This is a genomic window from Enterobacter sp. 186315 (genome assembly GCF_053290175.1).
On record NZ_JBPTTK010000004.1, the window covers coordinates 25,190 to 41,469 of the forward strand.

Annotated in this window: 16 protein-coding genes and 1 tRNA gene; 15 read left to right on the forward strand and 2 right to left on the reverse strand. The window is 54.8% G+C overall.

Features of this window, described 5'->3' with window-relative positions; all coding sequences use genetic code 11:
• Position 1: 1 nt before the first annotated feature.
• The 7 genes from ACSVHP_RS05980 to dinB all read left to right on the forward strand — a co-directional run bounded on the left by ACSVHP_RS05980 (position 2) and on the right by dinB (position 5,864).
• Positions 2–1,240 (forward strand): NADH:ubiquinone reductase (Na(+)-transporting) subunit B, encoded by a 1,239-nt coding sequence (locus ACSVHP_RS05980; RefSeq protein ID WP_447551270.1) that lies wholly within the window; start codon positions 2–4, stop codon positions 1,238–1,240.
• The gene (locus ACSVHP_RS05985; RefSeq protein WP_234675829.1) at positions 1,233–2,027 is read left to right on the forward strand and encodes a Na(+)-translocating NADH-quinone reductase subunit C; all 795 of its coding nucleotides are present in this window, start codon (positions 1,233–1,235) and stop codon (positions 2,025–2,027) included. The genes ACSVHP_RS05980 and ACSVHP_RS05985 overlap by 8 nt, the downstream gene beginning before the upstream one ends.
• Positions 2,020–2,658 carry an NADH:ubiquinone reductase (Na(+)-transporting) subunit D gene (locus ACSVHP_RS05990; RefSeq protein WP_436354873.1) on the forward strand — a complete coding sequence of 213 codons (639 nt, stop codon included), beginning with the start codon at positions 2,020–2,022 and terminating at the stop codon, positions 2,656–2,658. The genes ACSVHP_RS05985 and ACSVHP_RS05990 overlap by 8 nt, the downstream gene beginning before the upstream one ends.
• Before the next feature lie 6 nt (positions 2,659–2,664).
• The gene (gene nqrE, locus ACSVHP_RS05995) at positions 2,665–3,261 is read left to right on the forward strand and encodes an NADH:ubiquinone reductase (Na(+)-transporting) subunit E (RefSeq protein WP_014069020.1); all 597 of its coding nucleotides are present in this window, start codon (positions 2,665–2,667) and stop codon (positions 3,259–3,261) included.
• A 10-nt stretch (positions 3,262–3,271) separates the two neighbouring features.
• Positions 3,272–4,495 carry an NADH:ubiquinone reductase (Na(+)-transporting) subunit F gene (gene nqrF / locus ACSVHP_RS06000; protein ID WP_417315676.1) on the forward strand — a complete coding sequence of 408 codons (1,224 nt, stop codon included), beginning with the start codon at positions 3,272–3,274 and terminating at the stop codon, positions 4,493–4,495.
• Entirely contained in the window at positions 4,495–4,698 is a 204-nt protein-coding gene (gene nqrM / locus ACSVHP_RS06005) for a (Na+)-NQR maturation NqrM (RefSeq protein ID WP_234675824.1), read from the forward strand. Before nqrF ends, nqrM begins: the two co-directional genes overlap by 1 nt.
• A gap of 107 nt (positions 4,699–4,805) precedes the next feature.
• Positions 4,806–5,864, forward strand: coding sequence for a DNA polymerase IV (gene dinB / locus ACSVHP_RS06010; RefSeq protein ID WP_417315678.1), 1,059 nt, complete (start codon positions 4,806–4,808; stop codon positions 5,862–5,864).
• A gap of 72 nt (positions 5,865–5,936) precedes the next feature.
• Here the strand turns inward: dinB and pepD are convergent, their stop codons facing one another.
• Positions 5,937–7,394, reverse strand: a complete 1,458-nt coding sequence (gene pepD / locus ACSVHP_RS06015; protein WP_234675820.1) for a cytosol nonspecific dipeptidase — start codon at positions 7,392–7,394, stop codon at positions 5,937–5,939.
• Positions 7,395–7,654: 260 nt separating this feature from the next.
• Between pepD and gpt the strand changes: the two genes are divergently transcribed.
• The 3 genes from gpt to crl all read left to right on the forward strand — a co-directional run bounded on the left by gpt (position 7,655) and on the right by crl (position 9,923).
• Positions 7,655–8,113 (forward strand): xanthine phosphoribosyltransferase, encoded by a 459-nt coding sequence (gene gpt / locus ACSVHP_RS06020; protein WP_010427903.1) that lies wholly within the window; start codon positions 7,655–7,657, stop codon positions 8,111–8,113.
• A gap of 106 nt (positions 8,114–8,219) precedes the next feature.
• On the forward strand, positions 8,220–9,464 hold the full coding sequence (frsA, locus tag ACSVHP_RS06025; RefSeq protein ID WP_447551271.1) for an esterase FrsA: 1,245 nt from the start codon (positions 8,220–8,222) through the stop codon (positions 9,462–9,464).
• A 57-nt stretch (positions 9,465–9,521) separates the two neighbouring features.
• A complete protein-coding gene (crl, locus tag ACSVHP_RS06030; protein ID WP_447551272.1) occupies positions 9,522–9,923 on the forward strand; it encodes a sigma factor-binding protein Crl in 402 nt (133 codons plus the stop codon).
• A 160-nt stretch (positions 9,924–10,083) separates the two neighbouring features.
• Here crl and phoE read toward each other — a convergent pair whose 3' ends face one another.
• Positions 10,084–11,136, reverse strand: coding sequence for a phosphoporin PhoE (gene phoE / locus ACSVHP_RS06035; protein ID WP_447551273.1), 1,053 nt, complete (start codon positions 11,134–11,136; stop codon positions 10,084–10,086).
• 302 nt (positions 11,137–11,438) lie between these two features.
• Between phoE and proB the strand changes: the two genes are divergently transcribed.
• The 5 genes from proB (at position 11,439) to ACSVHP_RS06060 (ending at position 16,238) form a co-directional block, all read left to right on the forward strand.
• Entirely contained in the window at positions 11,439–12,542 is a 1,104-nt protein-coding gene (gene proB / locus ACSVHP_RS06040) for a glutamate 5-kinase (protein WP_447551274.1), read from the forward strand.
• An 11-nt stretch (positions 12,543–12,553) separates the two neighbouring features.
• Positions 12,554–13,807 carry a glutamate-5-semialdehyde dehydrogenase gene (gene proA, locus ACSVHP_RS06045; RefSeq protein ID WP_447551275.1) on the forward strand — a complete coding sequence of 418 codons (1,254 nt, stop codon included), beginning with the start codon at positions 12,554–12,556 and terminating at the stop codon, positions 13,805–13,807.
• Between the two features lie 112 nt (positions 13,808–13,919).
• Positions 13,920–13,995, forward strand: a tRNA-Thr gene (locus ACSVHP_RS06050).
• A gap of 165 nt (positions 13,996–14,160) precedes the next feature.
• Positions 14,161–15,375 carry a tyrosine-type recombinase/integrase gene (locus tag ACSVHP_RS06055; protein WP_087855512.1) on the forward strand — a complete coding sequence of 405 codons (1,215 nt, stop codon included), beginning with the start codon at positions 14,161–14,163 and terminating at the stop codon, positions 15,373–15,375.
• 143 nt (positions 15,376–15,518) lie between these two features.
• On the forward strand, positions 15,519–16,238 hold the full coding sequence (locus ACSVHP_RS06060) for a hypothetical protein (protein WP_087855513.1): 720 nt from the start codon (positions 15,519–15,521) through the stop codon (positions 16,236–16,238).
• Positions 16,239–16,280 lie beyond the last annotated feature (42 nt).

Below are 16,280 nucleotides of genomic sequence, written 5' to 3' on the forward strand. Positions count from 1 at the left end.
GATGGGCTTAAAACACCTCTTCGAAAAAATGGAGCCGCACTTTACGCAGGGCGGCAAGCTGGAAAAGTACTATCCGCTATATGAAGCGACGGTAACCATTTTCTACACGCCTGGGCAGGTCACGAAAGGGGCCGCGCACGTTCGCGATGCCATCGACCTGAAGCGCATGATGATTCTGGTCTGGTTTGCGGTCTTCCCGGCGATGTTCTGGGGAATGTACAACGTCGGGCTGCAAACCATTCCGGCGCTGCATCACCTGTACGACGCCTCCCAGCTGTCGCAGGTTATTCAGTCTGACTGGCACTACCGTGTCGCTCAGATGCTCGGGGTGAGCTTTTCCGCCGATGCGGGCTGGATAAGCATGATGACCCTGGGCGCGGTTTTCTTTGTGCCCATCTACCTGACGGTGTTTGTCGTCGGCGGGTTCTGGGAAGTGCTGTTTGCCATTATTCGCAAACATGAAATCAACGAAGGCTTCTTTGTTACCTCCATCCTGTTTGCCCTGATTGTGCCGCCAACGCTGCCGCTGTGGCAGGCGGCGCTGGGGATCAGCTTCGGCGTGGTGATTGCTAAAGAGATCTTCGGCGGCACCGGGCGTAACTTCCTCAACCCGGCGCTGGCGGGACGCGCGTTCCTGTTCTTCGCCTATCCGGCGCAGATCTCCGGGGATTTAGTGTGGACGGCAGCAGACGGCTTCTCCGGTGCGACGCCGCTTTCTCAGTGGGCGGCACGCGGCGGTGAAACGCTGATGAATAACGCCACCGGCCAGCCCGTGACCTGGTTTGACGCGTTTTTGGGCAACATCCCGGGGTCTATCGGTGAAGTCTCAACGCTGATGATCCTGATTGGCGGGGCGATTATTCTGTTCGGGCGTGTCGCCTCCTGGCGCATTGTGGCGGGCGTCATGCTCGGCATGGTGCTTACCGCAACGCTCTTCAACCTTATCGGCTCTGATACCAACCCTATGTTCTCCATGCCGTGGTACTGGCATCTGGTGCTGGGTGGTTTTGCGTTTGGCATGATGTTTATGGCAACCGACCCGGTATCGGCATCGTTCACCGACAAAGGGAAATGGTGGTATGGCGCACTCATTGGCGTGATGTGCGTATTGATTCGCGTGGTCAACCCGGCTTATCCGGAAGGGATGATGTTGGCCATTTTGTTTGCCAATCTGTTTGCGCCGCTATTCGATTATCTGGTGGTGCGCGCCAATATTAAGCGGAGGAAGGCGCGTGGCTGATATCAAAAATAACGACAGCATCGGCAAAACCTTGCTGGTGGTGCTGGTGCTTTGCCTGGTCTGTTCCATCGTGGTTGCTGGCTCTGCCGTAGGGTTAAAGCCGCTGCAACAGGAGCAGCGCGCGCTGGATAAACAGCGCAATATTCTGGCCGTTGCGGGTCTGATGCAGGAAGGCATGACCACAGACGACGTGGCCAAAATTTTTGCTGAACGCATCTCGGCGCGGCTGGTAAATTTAAAAACCGGTGAGCTGCTGGATAAAGACCCGGCGAAATACAACCAGGCGCTGGCGCTGAAAGACCCGCAGATGAGCATCGCGCTTGAGGCATCGCAGGATCCGGCGGGCATTAAGCGTCGCAGCAATATCGCTGAAATCTATCTGGTGCGGGACGAGCAGAAGCGCGTCCAGGAGATGGTGCTGCCGGTGTATGGCAACGGCCTGTGGTCAATGATGTACGCCTTCGTGGCGCTTGATACGGACGGCCGCACCGTCAAGGGCATCACCTACTATGACCAGGGCGAAACGCCGGGGCTGGGCGGTGAGGTGGAAAACCCTAACTGGCGCGCGCAGTTTATCGGCAAAAAAGTCCTCGATGATAGCGGCCAGCCTGCGCTGAAGGTGGTGAAAGGCGCCGCGCGTCCGGGGGATGAATACGCCGTTGACGGGCTTTCCGGGGCGACGCTGACCTCTAACGGGGTACAGCACAGTTTTGATTTCTGGATGGGGGAGCTGGGTTTCGGCCCCTTCCTGAAAAATGTACGTGAAGGAGCGCTGAACAATGGCTGATGCGGGCGAATTGAAAGAAGTTAAAAAGGTGCTCATTGGCCCGCTTTTAGCCAACAACCCGATTACGCTACAGGTGCTCGGGGTCTGTTCGGCGCTGGCGGTGACCACCAAGCTGGAAACGGCGCTGGTGATGACCGTGGCGGTAACGCTGGTGACGGCGTTTTCCAGCATGTTCATCTCGATGATCCGCCACCACATTCCGAACAGCGTGAGGATCATCGTGCAGATGGCGATCATCGCCTCGCTGGTGATCGTGGTCGATCAGCTGCTGCGCGCGTTTGCCTATGAAACGTCAAAACAGCTCTCGGTGTTTGTCGGCCTGATCATTACCAACTGCATTGTGATGGGGCGAGCGGAAGCTTACGCCATGAAGATGCCGCCGCTGGCGAGCTTTATGGATGGGATCGGCAACGGCCTCGGCTATGGCGTGATCCTGCTGATGGTGGGTTTCCTGCGCGAGCTAATTGGCAGCGGCAAGCTGTTTGGTATCACCGTGCTGGACACCGTCCAGAACGGCGGCTGGTATCTGCCAAACGGGCTGTTCCTGCTCGCGCCAAGCGCGTTTTTCATTATCGGTTTGCTGATTTGGCTGATTCGTACGTTGAAGCCAGAACAGCAGGAAAAGGAGTAACCGACAATGGCTCATTACCTGAGTTTATTCGTGCGCGCGGTGTTTGTTGAAAACATGGCGCTCGCATTCTTCCTTGGCATGTGTACGTTCCTTGCGGTTTCCAAAAAGGTATCGACGGCATTTGGCCTGGGCGTGGCGGTCACCGTGGTGCTGGGTTTATCGGTGCCGATTAACAATCTGGTGTACAACTTTGTGCTGCGCGATGGCGCGCTGGTTGAGGGCGTTGATCTTAGCTTCCTTAACTTCATCACCTTTATTGGCGTGATTGCGGCGCTGGTTCAAATCCTGGAGATGATCCTCGATAAGTACTTCCCGTCGCTCTATAACGCGCTCGGGATCTTCCTGCCGCTTATCGCGGTGAACTGCGCCATTTTCGGCGGCGTGTCGTTCATGGTTCAGCGCGATTACAACTTCAGTGAATCCATTGTTTATGGGTTTGGTTCCGGTATCGGCTGGATGCTGGCGATCGTGACCATGGCGGGGATCCGCGAAAAAATGAAGTATGCCAACGTGCCGGCAGGCCTGCGCGGCTTAGGGATCACCTTTATCACCACCGGGCTGATGGCGCTGGGCTTTATGTCCTTCTCCGGCGTGCAGCTTTAAGGGCTTCGATATGGAAATTATTCTTGGCGTGGTGATGTTCACGCTCATAGTACTGGTGCTGTCGGGGCTGATTCTGGCCGCGCGCTCAAAGCTTGTGAATTCAGGCGACGTCATTATTGATATCAATGACGAACCGCAGAATCAGATCCGCACTCCGGCGGGTGACAAGCTGCTTAACACCCTTTCCGGTAACGGAATATTTGTCTCTTCCGCCTGTGGCGGCGGTGGCTCCTGCGGCCAGTGCCGCGTTACGGTGAAAGAGGGCGGGGGGGATATTCTTCCGACCGAGCTTGCGCACATCACCAAGCGCGAAGCAAAAGAGGGCTGCCGTCTGGCCTGCCAGGTGGCGGTGCGCCAGAACATGAAGATTGAGCTGCCGGAAGAGATCTTCGGCGTGAAGAAATGGGAGTGCGAGGTTATCTCTAACGATAACAAAGCCACCTTCATTAAAGAGCTTAAGCTGCGCGTGCCGGAAGGAGAAAGCGTTCCGTTCCGTGCGGGTGGGTATATTCAGATTGAATGCCCGGCGCACACCGTTGCCTATGCCGATTTCGACGTGCCGGATGAATACCGCGCTGACTGGGATAAATTTAACCTCTTCCGCTTTGTCTCTGAGGTGAAAGAACCTGCTCTGCGCGCCTATTCCATGGCGAACTACCCGGAAGAGAAGGGCATTATTATGCTCAACGTGCGTATCGCCACCCCGCCGCCTAACGTGCCGGACGCGCCGCCGGGCGTAATGTCCTCCTATATCTGGTCGCTGAAAGCGGGGGATAAGGTGACGATCTCGGGTCCGTTTGGGGAGTTCTTTGCTAAAGATACCGATGCCGAAATGGTCTTTATCGGCGGCGGTGCGGGCATGGCGCCGATGCGTTCGCATATCTTTGACCAGCTCAAGCGGCTTAGCAGCACGCGGAAAATCAGCTTCTGGTACGGCGCTCGCTCCCTGCGCGAGATGTTCTATGAGGACGAGTTCGAGCAGCTGGCGCGTGAAAACCCGAACTTTACCTTCCACGTGGCGCTCTCGGATCCACAGCCGGAAGATAACTGGACGGGCTATACTGGCTTTATTCATAACGTTCTCTATGAGAACTACCTCAAGCAGCACGCGGCACCGGAAGACTGTGAGTTCTACATGTGCGGCCCGCCGATGATGAACGCTGCGGTGATCAAGATGCTGAAAGATCTTGGTGTGGAAGACGAGAACATCATGCTTGATGATTTCGGAGGCTGATGATGCTGACGTTTCTGGCAACATTTGCGGTGTTTGTGCTGGTGGTGTTCGGCATGTCGTTAGGCTGGATCATTAAGCGCAAAAGCATTCAGGGTAGCTGCGGCGGGATCTCCTCCATTGGGATGGAAAAAGTCTGCGACTGCCCGGAACCCTGCGATGCGCGTAAAAAACGCATGGCCCGCGAACAGCAGCGCATTATCTAAGTGTAATCAGGCCGGGTAGGGCAAGCCGCCGCCCGGCGTTTTTACATCTGCTTCTCAACCCTCATTTGTTTACTGTATACTTATCCAGTGATGAGTGAGGGCTTACTATGCGCAAAATAATCCATGTCGATATGGACTGCTTTTTTGCCGCAGTGGAGATGCGTGACAACCCGGCGCTACGGGACATTCCCATCGCCATTGGCGGCAGCCGCGTGCAGCGTGGGGTGATCAGCACCGCCAACTATCCTGCGCGTAAATTTGGCGTGCGCAGCGCGATGCCCACGGCGATGGCGCTTAAACTCTGTCCTCATCTCACCCTTCTGCCCGGGCGATTTGATGCCTATAAAGAAGCCTCTTTGCATATTCGGGAAATCTTCTCCCGCTACACCTCGCTGATTGAACCTCTGTCCCTGGATGAAGCCTATCTGGACGTCACCGACAGCCTGCACTGCCACGGCTCGGCTACTCTGATGGCCCAGGAGATCCGCCGCACCATTTCTAATGAGCTCAACCTGACCGCGTCGGCCGGGGTCGCGCCGGTGAAGTTTCTCGCCAAGATCGCCTCTGATTTAAACAAGCCTGACGGCCAGTACGTCATCACCCCCGAAGAGGTGCCCGCGTTTTTAAAGACCCTGCCGCTCGGCAAAATTCCCGGCGTCGGGAAAGTCTCCGCCGCAAAGCTTGAAAGCATGGGGCTTCGCACCTGCGAAGACGTGCAGCGCAGCGACCTGGCATTGCTGCTTAAGCGCTTCGGGAAGTTTGGCCGCGTGCTGTGGGAGCGCAGTCAGGGCATTGACGATCGCGACGTGAATAACGAGCGGCTGCGTAAATCGGTCGGGGTCGAGCGCACCCTGATTGAAGATATTCATGAGTGGTCGGAGTGTGAAGCCATCATCACGGAACAGCTTTACCCCGAGCTGGAGCGGCGTTTAATCAAGGTGAAGCCCGACCTGCTGATCGCGAGACAGGGTATCAAACTCAAGTTCAACGACTTCCAGCAGACCACGCAGGAGCACGTCTGGCCGCGCCTGAACAAAGACGACCTTATCGCCACGGCAAAAAAAGCCTGGGATGAACGGCGGAGCGGGCGAGGCGTAAGGCTGGTGGGACTGCACGTCACGCTGCTGGATCCGCAGTTAGAACGTCAGCTGGTGCTGGGGTTGTAAAAAAGCCCGGTGCGCTGCGCTTACCGGGCCTGCGTTGTTCACCCTCACGTTGGGAGAGGGCGGGTGAGGGAATTACTTAACCGGGATCGCTTTCAGCAGTTCCGTCAGCAGGGTCCAGTAATGGCCCACGCTTTCAATATGAACCTGCTCATCCGGGGAGTGTGGCCCGGTGATGGTTGGCCCAATAGACACCATATCCATGTCCGGATACGGTTTCTTGAACAGACCGCACTCCAGACCCGCGTGGATAACCTGAATGTTCGGCGTGCTGTTGAACAGACGCTGATAGGTTTCACGCACCAGCGCCATGACCGGAGACGTTGCATCCGGCTGCCAGCCCGGGTAGCTGCCTTTTGCAGACGTTTTCGCGCCCGCCAGCGTGCCCAGAGATTCCAGCATGCTCACAACGTACTCTTTACCGGTGTCGATCAGAGAACGGATCAGGCAGATGATTTCCGCGCTGTCGTCGCTCATGGTCACCACGCCCACGTTCAGGGAGGTTTCTACCACGCCCTTCGCCACGTCGGAGTTGCGGATCACGCCGTTTGGCGTCGCGTTCAGCAGCTGAACAAAGCTATCGCGAGACTGTGCGGTCAGCGCGGCTTTATCCGTGGTCACGGATTCGAGCACCACGGTCAGGTTTTTCTCTTTCTCAGAGAGTTCGTTTTTCAGGATGTCCAGATAGACGCTGGAGAGCTTTTTCAGCTCGTCCGCTTTCGCTGACGGCACCGCAACGGTAGCGAAGGCTTCACGCGGGATTGCGTTACGCAGCGTACCGCCGTTGAAATCAACCAGACGCAGATCCAGCTCGGCCGCGTGGCCCGCCAGGAAACGCGCCAGCAGTTTGTTGGCGTTGCCCAGACCCAGATGGATATCACCACCGGAGTGACCGCCTTTCAGCCCTTTCAGCGTCAGCTTGAAGGTCTGGAAGCCCGCAGGGATCGCTTCACGGGACAGCGGCAGGGTAGAGATGAAATCAATACCACCGGCACAACCCATGTAGATCTCACCCTCTTCTTCGGAGTCGGTGTTGATCAGGATATCCGCCTGCAACCAGTTCGCTTGCAGACCGAACGCGCCGTCCATGCCCGCTTCTTCGGTCATAGTCAGCAGCACTTCCAGCGGACCGTGCTCAACGCTGTCGTCAGCCAGCACGGCCAGGGCAGAAGCCATACCGATGCCGTTGTCCGCGCCCAGGGTGGTGCCGCGCGCTTTCACCCACTCGCCGTCGATATAAGGCTGGATAGGATCTTTGGTGAAGTCGTGAACGGTGTCGTTGTTTTTCTGCGGCACCATGTCCAGGTGCGCCTGAAGCACGACCGGTTTACGGTTTTCCATACCTGCGGTAGCAGGTTTGCGGATCAGAATATTGCCAACCTGGTCGCGCTCGGCGTGCAGCCCTTTTTCTTTCGCCCAGCCCATGATGTGTTCGGCAAGCTGTTCTTCGTGATAGGACGGGTGCGGGATAGAGCAGATTTTGGCAAAAATATCCCACAGGGGCTGTGGAGATAATTGAGACAGTTCAGACACGATAAGTCTCCTTGTCGATGCGCTGCAAAGAATGTTGCAGGTCACAGGGTTAGCAGGTTAATAGTTACCACAAGTCGGGCTTGCGAGATGCAACTGAGAATACCACTTTCTCTGGTTGCGGGTAGCATAAAGCATGTAAAAACTCAGGCGCCGGGCGCTAAACACTGGTTTTTAGTGCGTCAGATCTCTATAATCTCGCGCAACCTATTTCCCCCTTGAACACTTTTTAAGCCGTATATAAACAGGCTGGGACACTTCACATGAGCGAAAAATACGTCGTCACCTGGGACATGTTGCAGATCCACGCACGCAAACTGGCTGCGCGTCTGATGCCTTCCGAGCAGTGGAAAGGCATTATTGCCGTTAGCCGTGGCGGTCTGGTACCGGGTGCATTGCTGGCACGTGAGCTGGGTATTCGTCATGTCGATACCGTTTGTATCTCCAGCTATGACCACGACAACCAGCGTGAGCTGACCGTGCTGAAGCGCGCGGAAGGCGACGGTGAAGGCTTCATCGTTATTGACGATCTGGTTGATACCGGCGGTACCGCGGTGGCTATCCGCGAAATGTATCCAAAAGCGCACTTCGTCACTATCTTCGCTAAGCCGGCTGGTCGTCCGCTGGTTGATGATTACGTGATTGATATCCCGCAGGATACCTGGATTGAACAGCCGTGGGATATGGGCGTGGTATTCGTACCGCCAATCTCTGGCCGTTAATTCCGCCGCGAAATGCTTTTAACGCCCGGTTTTGCCGGGCGTTGTTTTTTTTAGCCTGCGGCGAGTTACAATAGACTCCATACGACGTATTCATGGAGGCAATGCAATGACGCAGGCAAACCTTAGCGAAACGCTATTCAAACCCCGCTTTAAACACCCGGAAACCTCGACGCTGGTGCGCCGTTTTAACCCGGGCGCCATGCCTTCAGTCCAGTCTGCCTTAGACGGCAAAAACGTGCCCCACTGGTACCGCATGATTAACCGCCTGATGTGGATCTGGCGCGGTATCGATCCCCGTGAAATCCTCGACGTGCAGGCGCGTATCGTCATGAGCGAGGCCGAACGCACCGACAGCGAACTCTATGACACCGTGGTGGGCTATCGCGGTGGAAACTGGATTTACGAGTGGTCCAAACAGGCGATGCTCTGGCAGCAAAAGGCCAGCCAGGAGCAGGACGCCGCGCTCAGCGGAAAATACTGGCTTCACGCCTCCAACCTTTACAGCATTGCTGCTTATCCCCATCTGAAAGGCGACGAACTGGCCGAGCAGGCCCAGGCGCTGGCAAATCGCGCTTATGAAGAGGCGGCTCAACATCTGCCGGTGCGGATGCGCGAGCTGGAGTTCACCATTCCGGGCGGCGCGCCCGTCACCGGGTTCCTGCATATGCCGGACGGGGAAGGCCCGTTCCCGGTGGTGTTGATGTGCGGCGGCCTGGACTCCCTCCAGACGGATTATTACAGCCTGTTTGAGCGCTACTTTGCACCAAAAGGGATCGCCATGCTGACGCTTGATATGCCGTCGATTGGCTTCTCTACGAAGTGGAAGCTGACTCAGGACTCAAGCCTGCTGCACCAGCACGCGCTAAAAGCGCTGGAGAATATTCCGTGGGTTGACCACACCCGGGTTGCCGCATTCGGCTTCCGTTTCGGGGCAAACGTGGCGGTGCGCCTGGCCTATCTGGAATCCTCGCGCCTCAAAGCGGTGGCCTGTCTCGGCCCTGTAGTCCACGCGCTGTTAAGCGAACCCGCCCGTCAGGGCAACGTGCCTGAGATGTACCTGGATGTGCTCGCCAGCCGACTTGGTATGCATGATGCATCAGACGAAGCGCTGCGCGTGGAGCTCAATCGTTACTCGCTAAAAGTGCAGGGATTGCTGGGGCGTCGCTGCCCTACGCCGATGCTCTCCGGCTACTGGAAAAACGATCCGTTCAGCCCGGAAGAGGAGTCACGCTTAATCACGTCGTCATCTGCGGATGGCAAGCTGCTCGAAGTGCCTTTCAGCCCGGTGTATCAGAATTTTGACAAGGCGCTCAAAGAGATTACGCGCTGGTTAACGCAGAGGTTGTGTTAATAGATTGCTAAATTTTGCTGGTTTGATAAAACAGTGGATTCACAAAAGGAGATCGCAATGACGTTACCGAGTGGACACCCGAAAAGTAGATTGATTAAGAAGTTCATGGCTCTTGGCCCGTATATTCGAGAAGAGCAGTGTGAAGAGAATCGCTTTTTTTTCGACTGCCTGGCTGTATGCGTCAATGTGAAGCCTGCACCTGAAAAACGTGAGTTTTGGGGCTGGTGGATGGAAATGGAAGCAGAAGAAAAGCGCTTTACCTACAGCTATCAGTTTGGGCTGTTCAACAAAGACGGCAACTGGCAGGCCGCGCCAATCAAAGATCAGGAAGTGATTGACCGCCTCGAACATACCCTGAAAGAGTATCTCGAAAAGGCCAGAGCGCTGCTGGCAACGCTGGATCTGAAGCTCGAACCTGCGGATGATTTTTCCAGCGAAGCGGTGAAGCTGACGGCGTAATCATGTGACCCTGTTGCCCGGTGGCGCTGCGCTAACCGGGCCTACAAAACTCTACTCCCTCTCCCTGTGGGAGAGGGCCGGGGTGAGGGCACCAGACCGCACTAATTCCCGACAAAAAAAAGCCTGGCATTAGGTGCCAGGCTTTTTTATTGGAGCAAAATCAGAACTGGTACGTCATACCCAGGGCAATGATATCATCGCTGCTTACGCCCAGTTTATTATCGTCATCGATCTGGTTGATTTTATAATCCACAAACGCGGACATATTTTTGTTGAAATAATAGGTCGCGCCCACGTCGATATATTTCACAATATCTTCGTCGCCGATCCCTTCAATATCTTTGCCTTTAGACTGAACATAGCCCAGGGAAGGACGCAGACCAAAATCGAACTGATATTGAGCAACCACTTCGAAGTTCTGAGCTTTATTCGCAAAGCCACCGGAAATTGGGGTCATATTGCGGGTTTCAGAATACATGGTCGCCATATAAATGTCGTTTGCGTCATATTTCAGACCGGTGGCCCAGGCTTCTGCTTTATCACCTTCACCGCGCGCCAGCAGGTTCTGGTCGTTGGTGCGGTCAGAGTTGGTGTACGCGCCGCTGATAGCGAAATCGCTGCCGCCGAAGTCATAGGTCAGAGAGGTACCGAAGCCGTCACCGTTCTGTTTTTTGGCATCACGACCTTCGTTTTTGCCCTGGTATTGCAGGGTCATGTCCAGGCCATCAACGGCGCCGAAGAAGTCGGTGTTGCGGTAGGTTGCCAGGCCGCTTGAACGCTTGGTCATGAAGTTATCGGTCTGCGCGGAAGAGTCGCCGCCAAATTCCGGGAACATATCGGTCCAGGCTTCCACGTCGTACAGCGCGCCCAGGTTACGACCGTAGTCGAAAGAGCCGACGTTTTTCAGCTTCAGACCCGCAAAGGCCAGACGGGTTTTCTGCGTTGCGTCGCTCTCGGCTTTGTTGCCGGAGAATTCCGCTTCCCAGCGACCATAACCGGTCAGCTGATCGTTAATCTGCGTTTCGCCTTTAAAGCCGAAACGAACGTAAGTCTGGTCACCATCTTTAGAGGCATCATCGCTGATGTAGTGCATTGCTTTGACTTTGCCGTACACGTCGAGTTTATTACCGTCTTTATTATAAACTTCGGCTGCCTGTACAGATGCAGAAGCAACAACGCTCATTACCACTAATGCCAGAGTACTCTTTTTCATTTTCAATCCTGAGTTTTATAAACGCGCTAATATTCGCTGAGCAATAAACGCGGGTTATTGCTCCGTGAAAAACAGGAAGGGTTTTATCGTTCTGCAATGAACGTTTTATGACAATCTAAGAATAATTTTAAAAAACGGTGATTTATTATTTCAGTAATAAAATTGTCAAATTCTGCCGCTACGCTTCCTGATCCCGCGCAACAAAGTGTTCCACTTTATGCTATGGCAGTTGGCAACGGCGCTGAGTCCTGTTACAACGTCTGTTTGACATCATTTCCCTTATTGTTGAACGGCAGAGAATCATGAGTGACAGCCAGACGCTGGTGGTAAAACTCGGTACCAGTGTGTTAACAGGCGGATCGCGCCGCCTAAATCGCGCCCATATTGTTGAGCTTGTACGCCAGTGCGCGCAATTACATGCCGCAGGGCATCGCATTGTGATTGTGACGTCCGGGGCCATTGCCGCCGGGCGCGAACATCTGGGCTACCCCGAACTCCCCGCAACCATCGCCTCCAAGCAGCTGCTGGCCGCCGTGGGGCAGAGCCGACTCATTCAACTCTGGGAACAGCTGTTTTCTATTTATGGCATTCACGTCGGGCAGATGCTGCTGACGCGCGCCGATATGGAAGACCGCGAGCGCTTCCTGAACGCCCGCGATACGCTGCGTGCGCTGCTCGACAACAACATCGTGCCGGTAATTAACGAAAACGACGCCGTGGCAACCGCTGAAATTAAAGTAGGCGATAACGATAACCTCTCCGCGCTGGCGGCGATTCTGGCGGGCGCCGATAAGCTCCTGCTGCTGACCGACCAGCAGGGGCTGTTTACCGCCGATCCGCGCAACAACCCAAATGCTGAGCTGATCGCCGACGTTCACGGTATTGACGATGCGCTGCGCGCCATCGCGGGCGACAGCGTGTCCGGCCTGGGCACCGGCGGTATGGGCACCAAATTACAGGCCGCCGACGTGGCCTGTCGCGCGGGCATCGACACCGTGATCGCCGCCGGCAGCCGCCCGGGCGTCATTGGCGACGTGATGGAGGGCATCTCCGTCGGAACGCGCTTCCACGCCCAGGAATCCCCGCTGGAAAACCGCAAGCGCTGGATTTTCGGCGCACCACCGGCGGGTGAAATCACCGTGGATGAAGGGGCAACCTCGGCAATTCTGGAAAGAGGGAGTTCATTGCTTCCAAAAGGAATTAAAAGCGTGACAGGCAACTTCTCGCGTGGTGAAGTGATCCGCATCCGCAACCTCGAAGGGCGCGACATCGCCCACGGCGTCAGCCGCTACAACAGCGACGCCCTGCGCCGCATTGCCGGGCATCACTCCCAGCAGATCGACGCTATTCTGGGCTATGAATATGGCCCGGTTGCCGTGCATCGCGATGACATGATTATTCGTTAAGGAGCCTGAACATGCTGGAACAAATGGGCGCCGCTGCCAAAGCCGCCTCTTACAAACTGGCGCTCCTTTCCAGCCGCGAGAAAAACCGCGTGCTGGAAAAAATCGCTGATTATCTGGAAGCCCAGTCGCAGGAAATTTTGCTCGCCAATGAGCAGGATCTGCTCGAAGCGCGTCGCAACGGCCTTAGCGAAGCCATGCTCGACCGCCTGGCGCTGAACCCGGCGCGCCTGAAAAGTATCGCCGACGATGTTCGTCAGGTGTGTAATCTGGCCGATCCGGTCGGGCAGGTGATTGACGGCGGGCTGCTCGACAGCGGCTTGCGCCTCGAACGCCGCCGCGTCCCGCTGGGGGTGATCGGGGTGATTTACGAAGCGCGTCCGAACGTGACCGTTGATGTTGCCTCCCTTTGCCTGAAAACCGGTAACGCCGCTATCCTGCGCGGCGGGAAAGAGACCTGGCGCACCAACGCCGCCACCGTGCGCGTTATCCAACAGGCGCTGGAAGAGTGCGGTCTGCCGGCGGGAGCCGTCCAGGCTATCGAAAGCCCGGATCGCGCGCTGGTCAACGAGATGCTGCGTATGGATAAGTACATCGACATGCTGATCCCACGCGGCGGTGCGGGTCTGCACAAGCTGTGCCGCGAGCAATCGACGATTCCGGTGATCACCGGCGGTATCGGCGTGTGCCATATTGTTGTGGACGACAGCGCCGAGATTGCGCCTGCGCTGAAAATTATCGTCAACGCCAAAACCCAGCGTCCGAGCACCTGTAATACGGTGGAAACGCTGCTGGTGCATCAGGGCATCGCCGCTGAGTTCCTGCCTGCGCTGAGCAAGCAGATGGCAGAAAGCGGCGTCACGCTTCACGCCGATGCCAGCGCGCTGGCGCTGCTGAAAGCGGGCCCGGCGACCGTGGTCCCGGTAAAAGCGGAGCAGTACGACGACGAGTTCCTGTCGCTGGATCTGAACGTGAAGGTGGTTGCGGATCTGGATGACGCTATTGCGCACATTCGTGAACACGGTACGCAGCACTCTGACGCGATCCTGACCCGCACCTTACGCAATGCCGACCGCTTCGTGAACGAGGTGGATTCTTCTGCCGTTTACGTTAACGCCTCAACCCGCTTCACCGACGGCGGCCAGTTTGGTTTAGGCGCAGAAGTTGCCGTCAGCACCCAGAAGCTGCACGCGCGCGGCCCGATGGGGCTGGAAGCGCTGACCACCTACAAGTGGATCGGCTTCGGCGACGATACGATTCGTGCGTAAATAAAATCGGGGTGGTGCAAAATTAGCCGTTTGATTCACAAGGCCATTGACGCATCACCCTGTTAGATCTACTCTTTTGCCCCGTGGTTACGCTCGTAACCGGCCTCTCAGGGCCGATATAGCTCAGTTGGTAGAGCAGCGCATTCGTAATGCGAAGGTCGTAGGTTCGACTCCTATTATCGGCACCATTCAAACATCTTCTAACGTCTACTAAAGTTCACTCAAACCCCTTATACTCTGCATTGTGTCGCTCCTGATAGTATTTTTACGTCTACTGACATACCCCAAAATCTACATGCTTCTGGGGGTACATTCGGGGGTATGTGCTGTTCGGTCTTGTGGAGATACCCCCAATGAAGCTCAACGCCCGCCAGGTTGATACCGCTAAACCAAAAGATAAACCCTATAAACTTGCTGATGGTGGTGGGCTTTATCTTCTGGTTAACCCAAATGGCGCACGATACTGGCGGCTTAAGTATCGTGTGGCAGGCAAAGAAAAGCTGCTGGCTCTGGGAGTATATCCAGACGTTACCCTTGCTGATGCGCGAGCTAAACGTGATGAGGCAAAAAGGGGTATCGCTGGGGGTATCGATCCCAACGAAGCGAAACGGGAAGAAAAGATAGCCCGAGAGGCAAATGTCAGGAATACGTTTCAGGAAATTGCCTGTGAATGGCACTCCAGCAAACTATACAAATGGTCTGAGGGGTACGCCTCAGACATTATGGAGGCATTCAATAAAGATGTTTTTCCGTACATTGGTAAAAAACCAATCGCGGAAATCAAGCCGCTCGAATTGCTTAATGTGCTTCGCCGAATGGAGGGGCGAGGGGCAACGGAGAAGGCTAAGAAGGTTAGGCAGCGCTGCGGTGAAGTCTTCCGCTATGCCATTGTCACCGGCCGGGCTGAATACAACCCAGCGCCAGATCTCACCAGCGCTATGCAGGGGCATGAATCCAGCCACTATCCTTTCCTGAATGCGCCTGAGCTTCCCGCATTTTTTGAGGCGCTATCACGTTACTCAGGTAGTGAGCTGGTGGTATTGGCCGCGCGTTTGCTGATCATCACTGGTTTAAGAACAGGTGAACTCCGAGGAGCTACATGGCAGGAAATCGACGTTGATGCTGCTGTTTGGGAGATTCCGGCGGAACGAATGAAGATGCGCCGCCCACACATCGTGCCATTGTCATTACAGGCGCAAGCAATAATCATGCGTATCCGGGAAATGACAGGTCGCTATCCCTATATATTCCCTGGGCGTAATGATCCGCGTAAAACCATGAGTGAAGCCAGCATTAACCAGGTTTTTAAACGCATCGGGTATGCCGGGAGAGTAACAGGCCACGGTTTCCGCCACACCATGAGTACCATTCTCCACGAACAGGGCTATAACACCGCATGGATTGAAACGCAGCTCGCCCACGTCGATAAAAACTCTATTCGAGGCACATACAACCACGCTCAATATCTCGATGGCCGCCGGGAAATGCTTCAATGGTATGCCGACTATATGGATGCGCTGGAACACCGTGAAAACGTGGTTCACGGGCGTTTTGGTAAATCCTCATGACTGGTCGAATAGACAGTTATTCTATACCGGGGTAGACTTCTGTAGATGAACAAAGAATAGGCTATGTCTAGGCTGATCACCAAAAACCCGTATACCTCTGCGGGGAGGCATCGCCGCCAAAATTAGAGGGTGCGAGGTAGAATATGCCTGTTGTTGAAAACCTTCCTGATCTATCTCATTGGAAAACAGTACAGGAGTTTAGTATTACCCAGGCTGCGTTATTGCTTGCGGGAATTGACCCCTATGATTATGCAAATGGTCTTGAGGGAGTTAGAAGTACTCGTCATGAACGTTGGAAAATGGCTTGGGGAATATCCGAAGGGATCATAAGTGCTATCCGTCGTGGGGTGTTAACTCCAGTTCAATGTCTTTCGGTTAGATGGATCGGTGATGAATGGAATGGCTGTGAAGAATTTTATGAAATTAAGCCAACTGATCGTAAAAGTGACATATCAAAAGATAAAACAATAATTACTCGTGATTCACTATTTATGTGGGTTGAAAATGAGCGCGTTGATTTTGTACGTAAGCCATCCCCAGATAAAATAATTTCTTTCAGTTGTGAAACTATCTCCGATCAAAATGTTATTGATGTTGTTCCAGAGAAAAATGATGTTGGCATTCTATTACTTCCCAAATATGAACATCAAAGTGAAGGTTTGGAATTCGTTCAGGATGCTATAAAGGAACTTTGGTCAACTTATGATGAAGACGACCCCCAGACAGCTCCAACAAAAAAAGAAGTAATTGATTACTTGACGGAACGGGGGGCAGGTAAAAATATGGCGGAGGCGGTGAACCTTGTTTTACGCCCATCCTGTCTGCAAGGCATAGGAAGAAGGATAAAAAAATCAAAAGGATAGTGTGTGCCTACCATTCATGAGTAATGGTGGGTGCTCTACATG

Bases quoted from the DNA above. Each gene is read 5' to 3' on its own strand.
- frsA (WP_447551271.1), top strand. From the start codon at position 8,220: ATGACGCAGGCAAACCTTAGCGAAACGCTATTCAAACCCCGCTTTAAA.
- ACSVHP_RS05980 (WP_447551270.1), top strand. From the start codon at position 2: ATGGGCTTAAAACACCTCTTCGAAAAAATGGAGCCGCACTTTACGCAG.
- gpt (WP_010427903.1), top strand. From the start codon at position 7,655: ATGAGCGAAAAATACGTCGTCACCTGGGACATGTTGCAGATCCACGCA.
- ACSVHP_RS06055 (WP_087855512.1), top strand. From the start codon at position 14,161: ATGAAGCTCAACGCCCGCCAGGTTGATACCGCTAAACCAAAAGATAAA.
- ACSVHP_RS06060 (WP_087855513.1), top strand. From the start codon at position 15,519: ATGCCTGTTGTTGAAAACCTTCCTGATCTATCTCATTGGAAAACAGTA.
- nqrF (WP_417315676.1), top strand. From the start codon at position 3,272: ATGGAAATTATTCTTGGCGTGGTGATGTTCACGCTCATAGTACTGGTG.
- proB (WP_447551274.1), top strand. From the start codon at position 11,439: ATGAGTGACAGCCAGACGCTGGTGGTAAAACTCGGTACCAGTGTGTTA.
- ACSVHP_RS05990 (WP_436354873.1), top strand. From the start codon at position 2,020: ATGGCTGATGCGGGCGAATTGAAAGAAGTTAAAAAGGTGCTCATTGGC.
- nqrM (WP_234675824.1), top strand. From the start codon at position 4,495: ATGATGCTGACGTTTCTGGCAACATTTGCGGTGTTTGTGCTGGTGGTG.
- phoE (WP_447551273.1), bottom strand. From the start codon at position 11,136: ATGAAAAAGAGTACTCTGGCATTAGTGGTAATGAGCGTTGTTGCTTCT.
- dinB (WP_417315678.1), top strand. From the start codon at position 4,806: ATGCGCAAAATAATCCATGTCGATATGGACTGCTTTTTTGCCGCAGTG.
- proA (WP_447551275.1), top strand. From the start codon at position 12,554: ATGCTGGAACAAATGGGCGCCGCTGCCAAAGCCGCCTCTTACAAACTG.
- crl (WP_447551272.1), top strand. From the start codon at position 9,522: ATGACGTTACCGAGTGGACACCCGAAAAGTAGATTGATTAAGAAGTTC.
- nqrE (WP_014069020.1), top strand. From the start codon at position 2,665: ATGGCTCATTACCTGAGTTTATTCGTGCGCGCGGTGTTTGTTGAAAAC.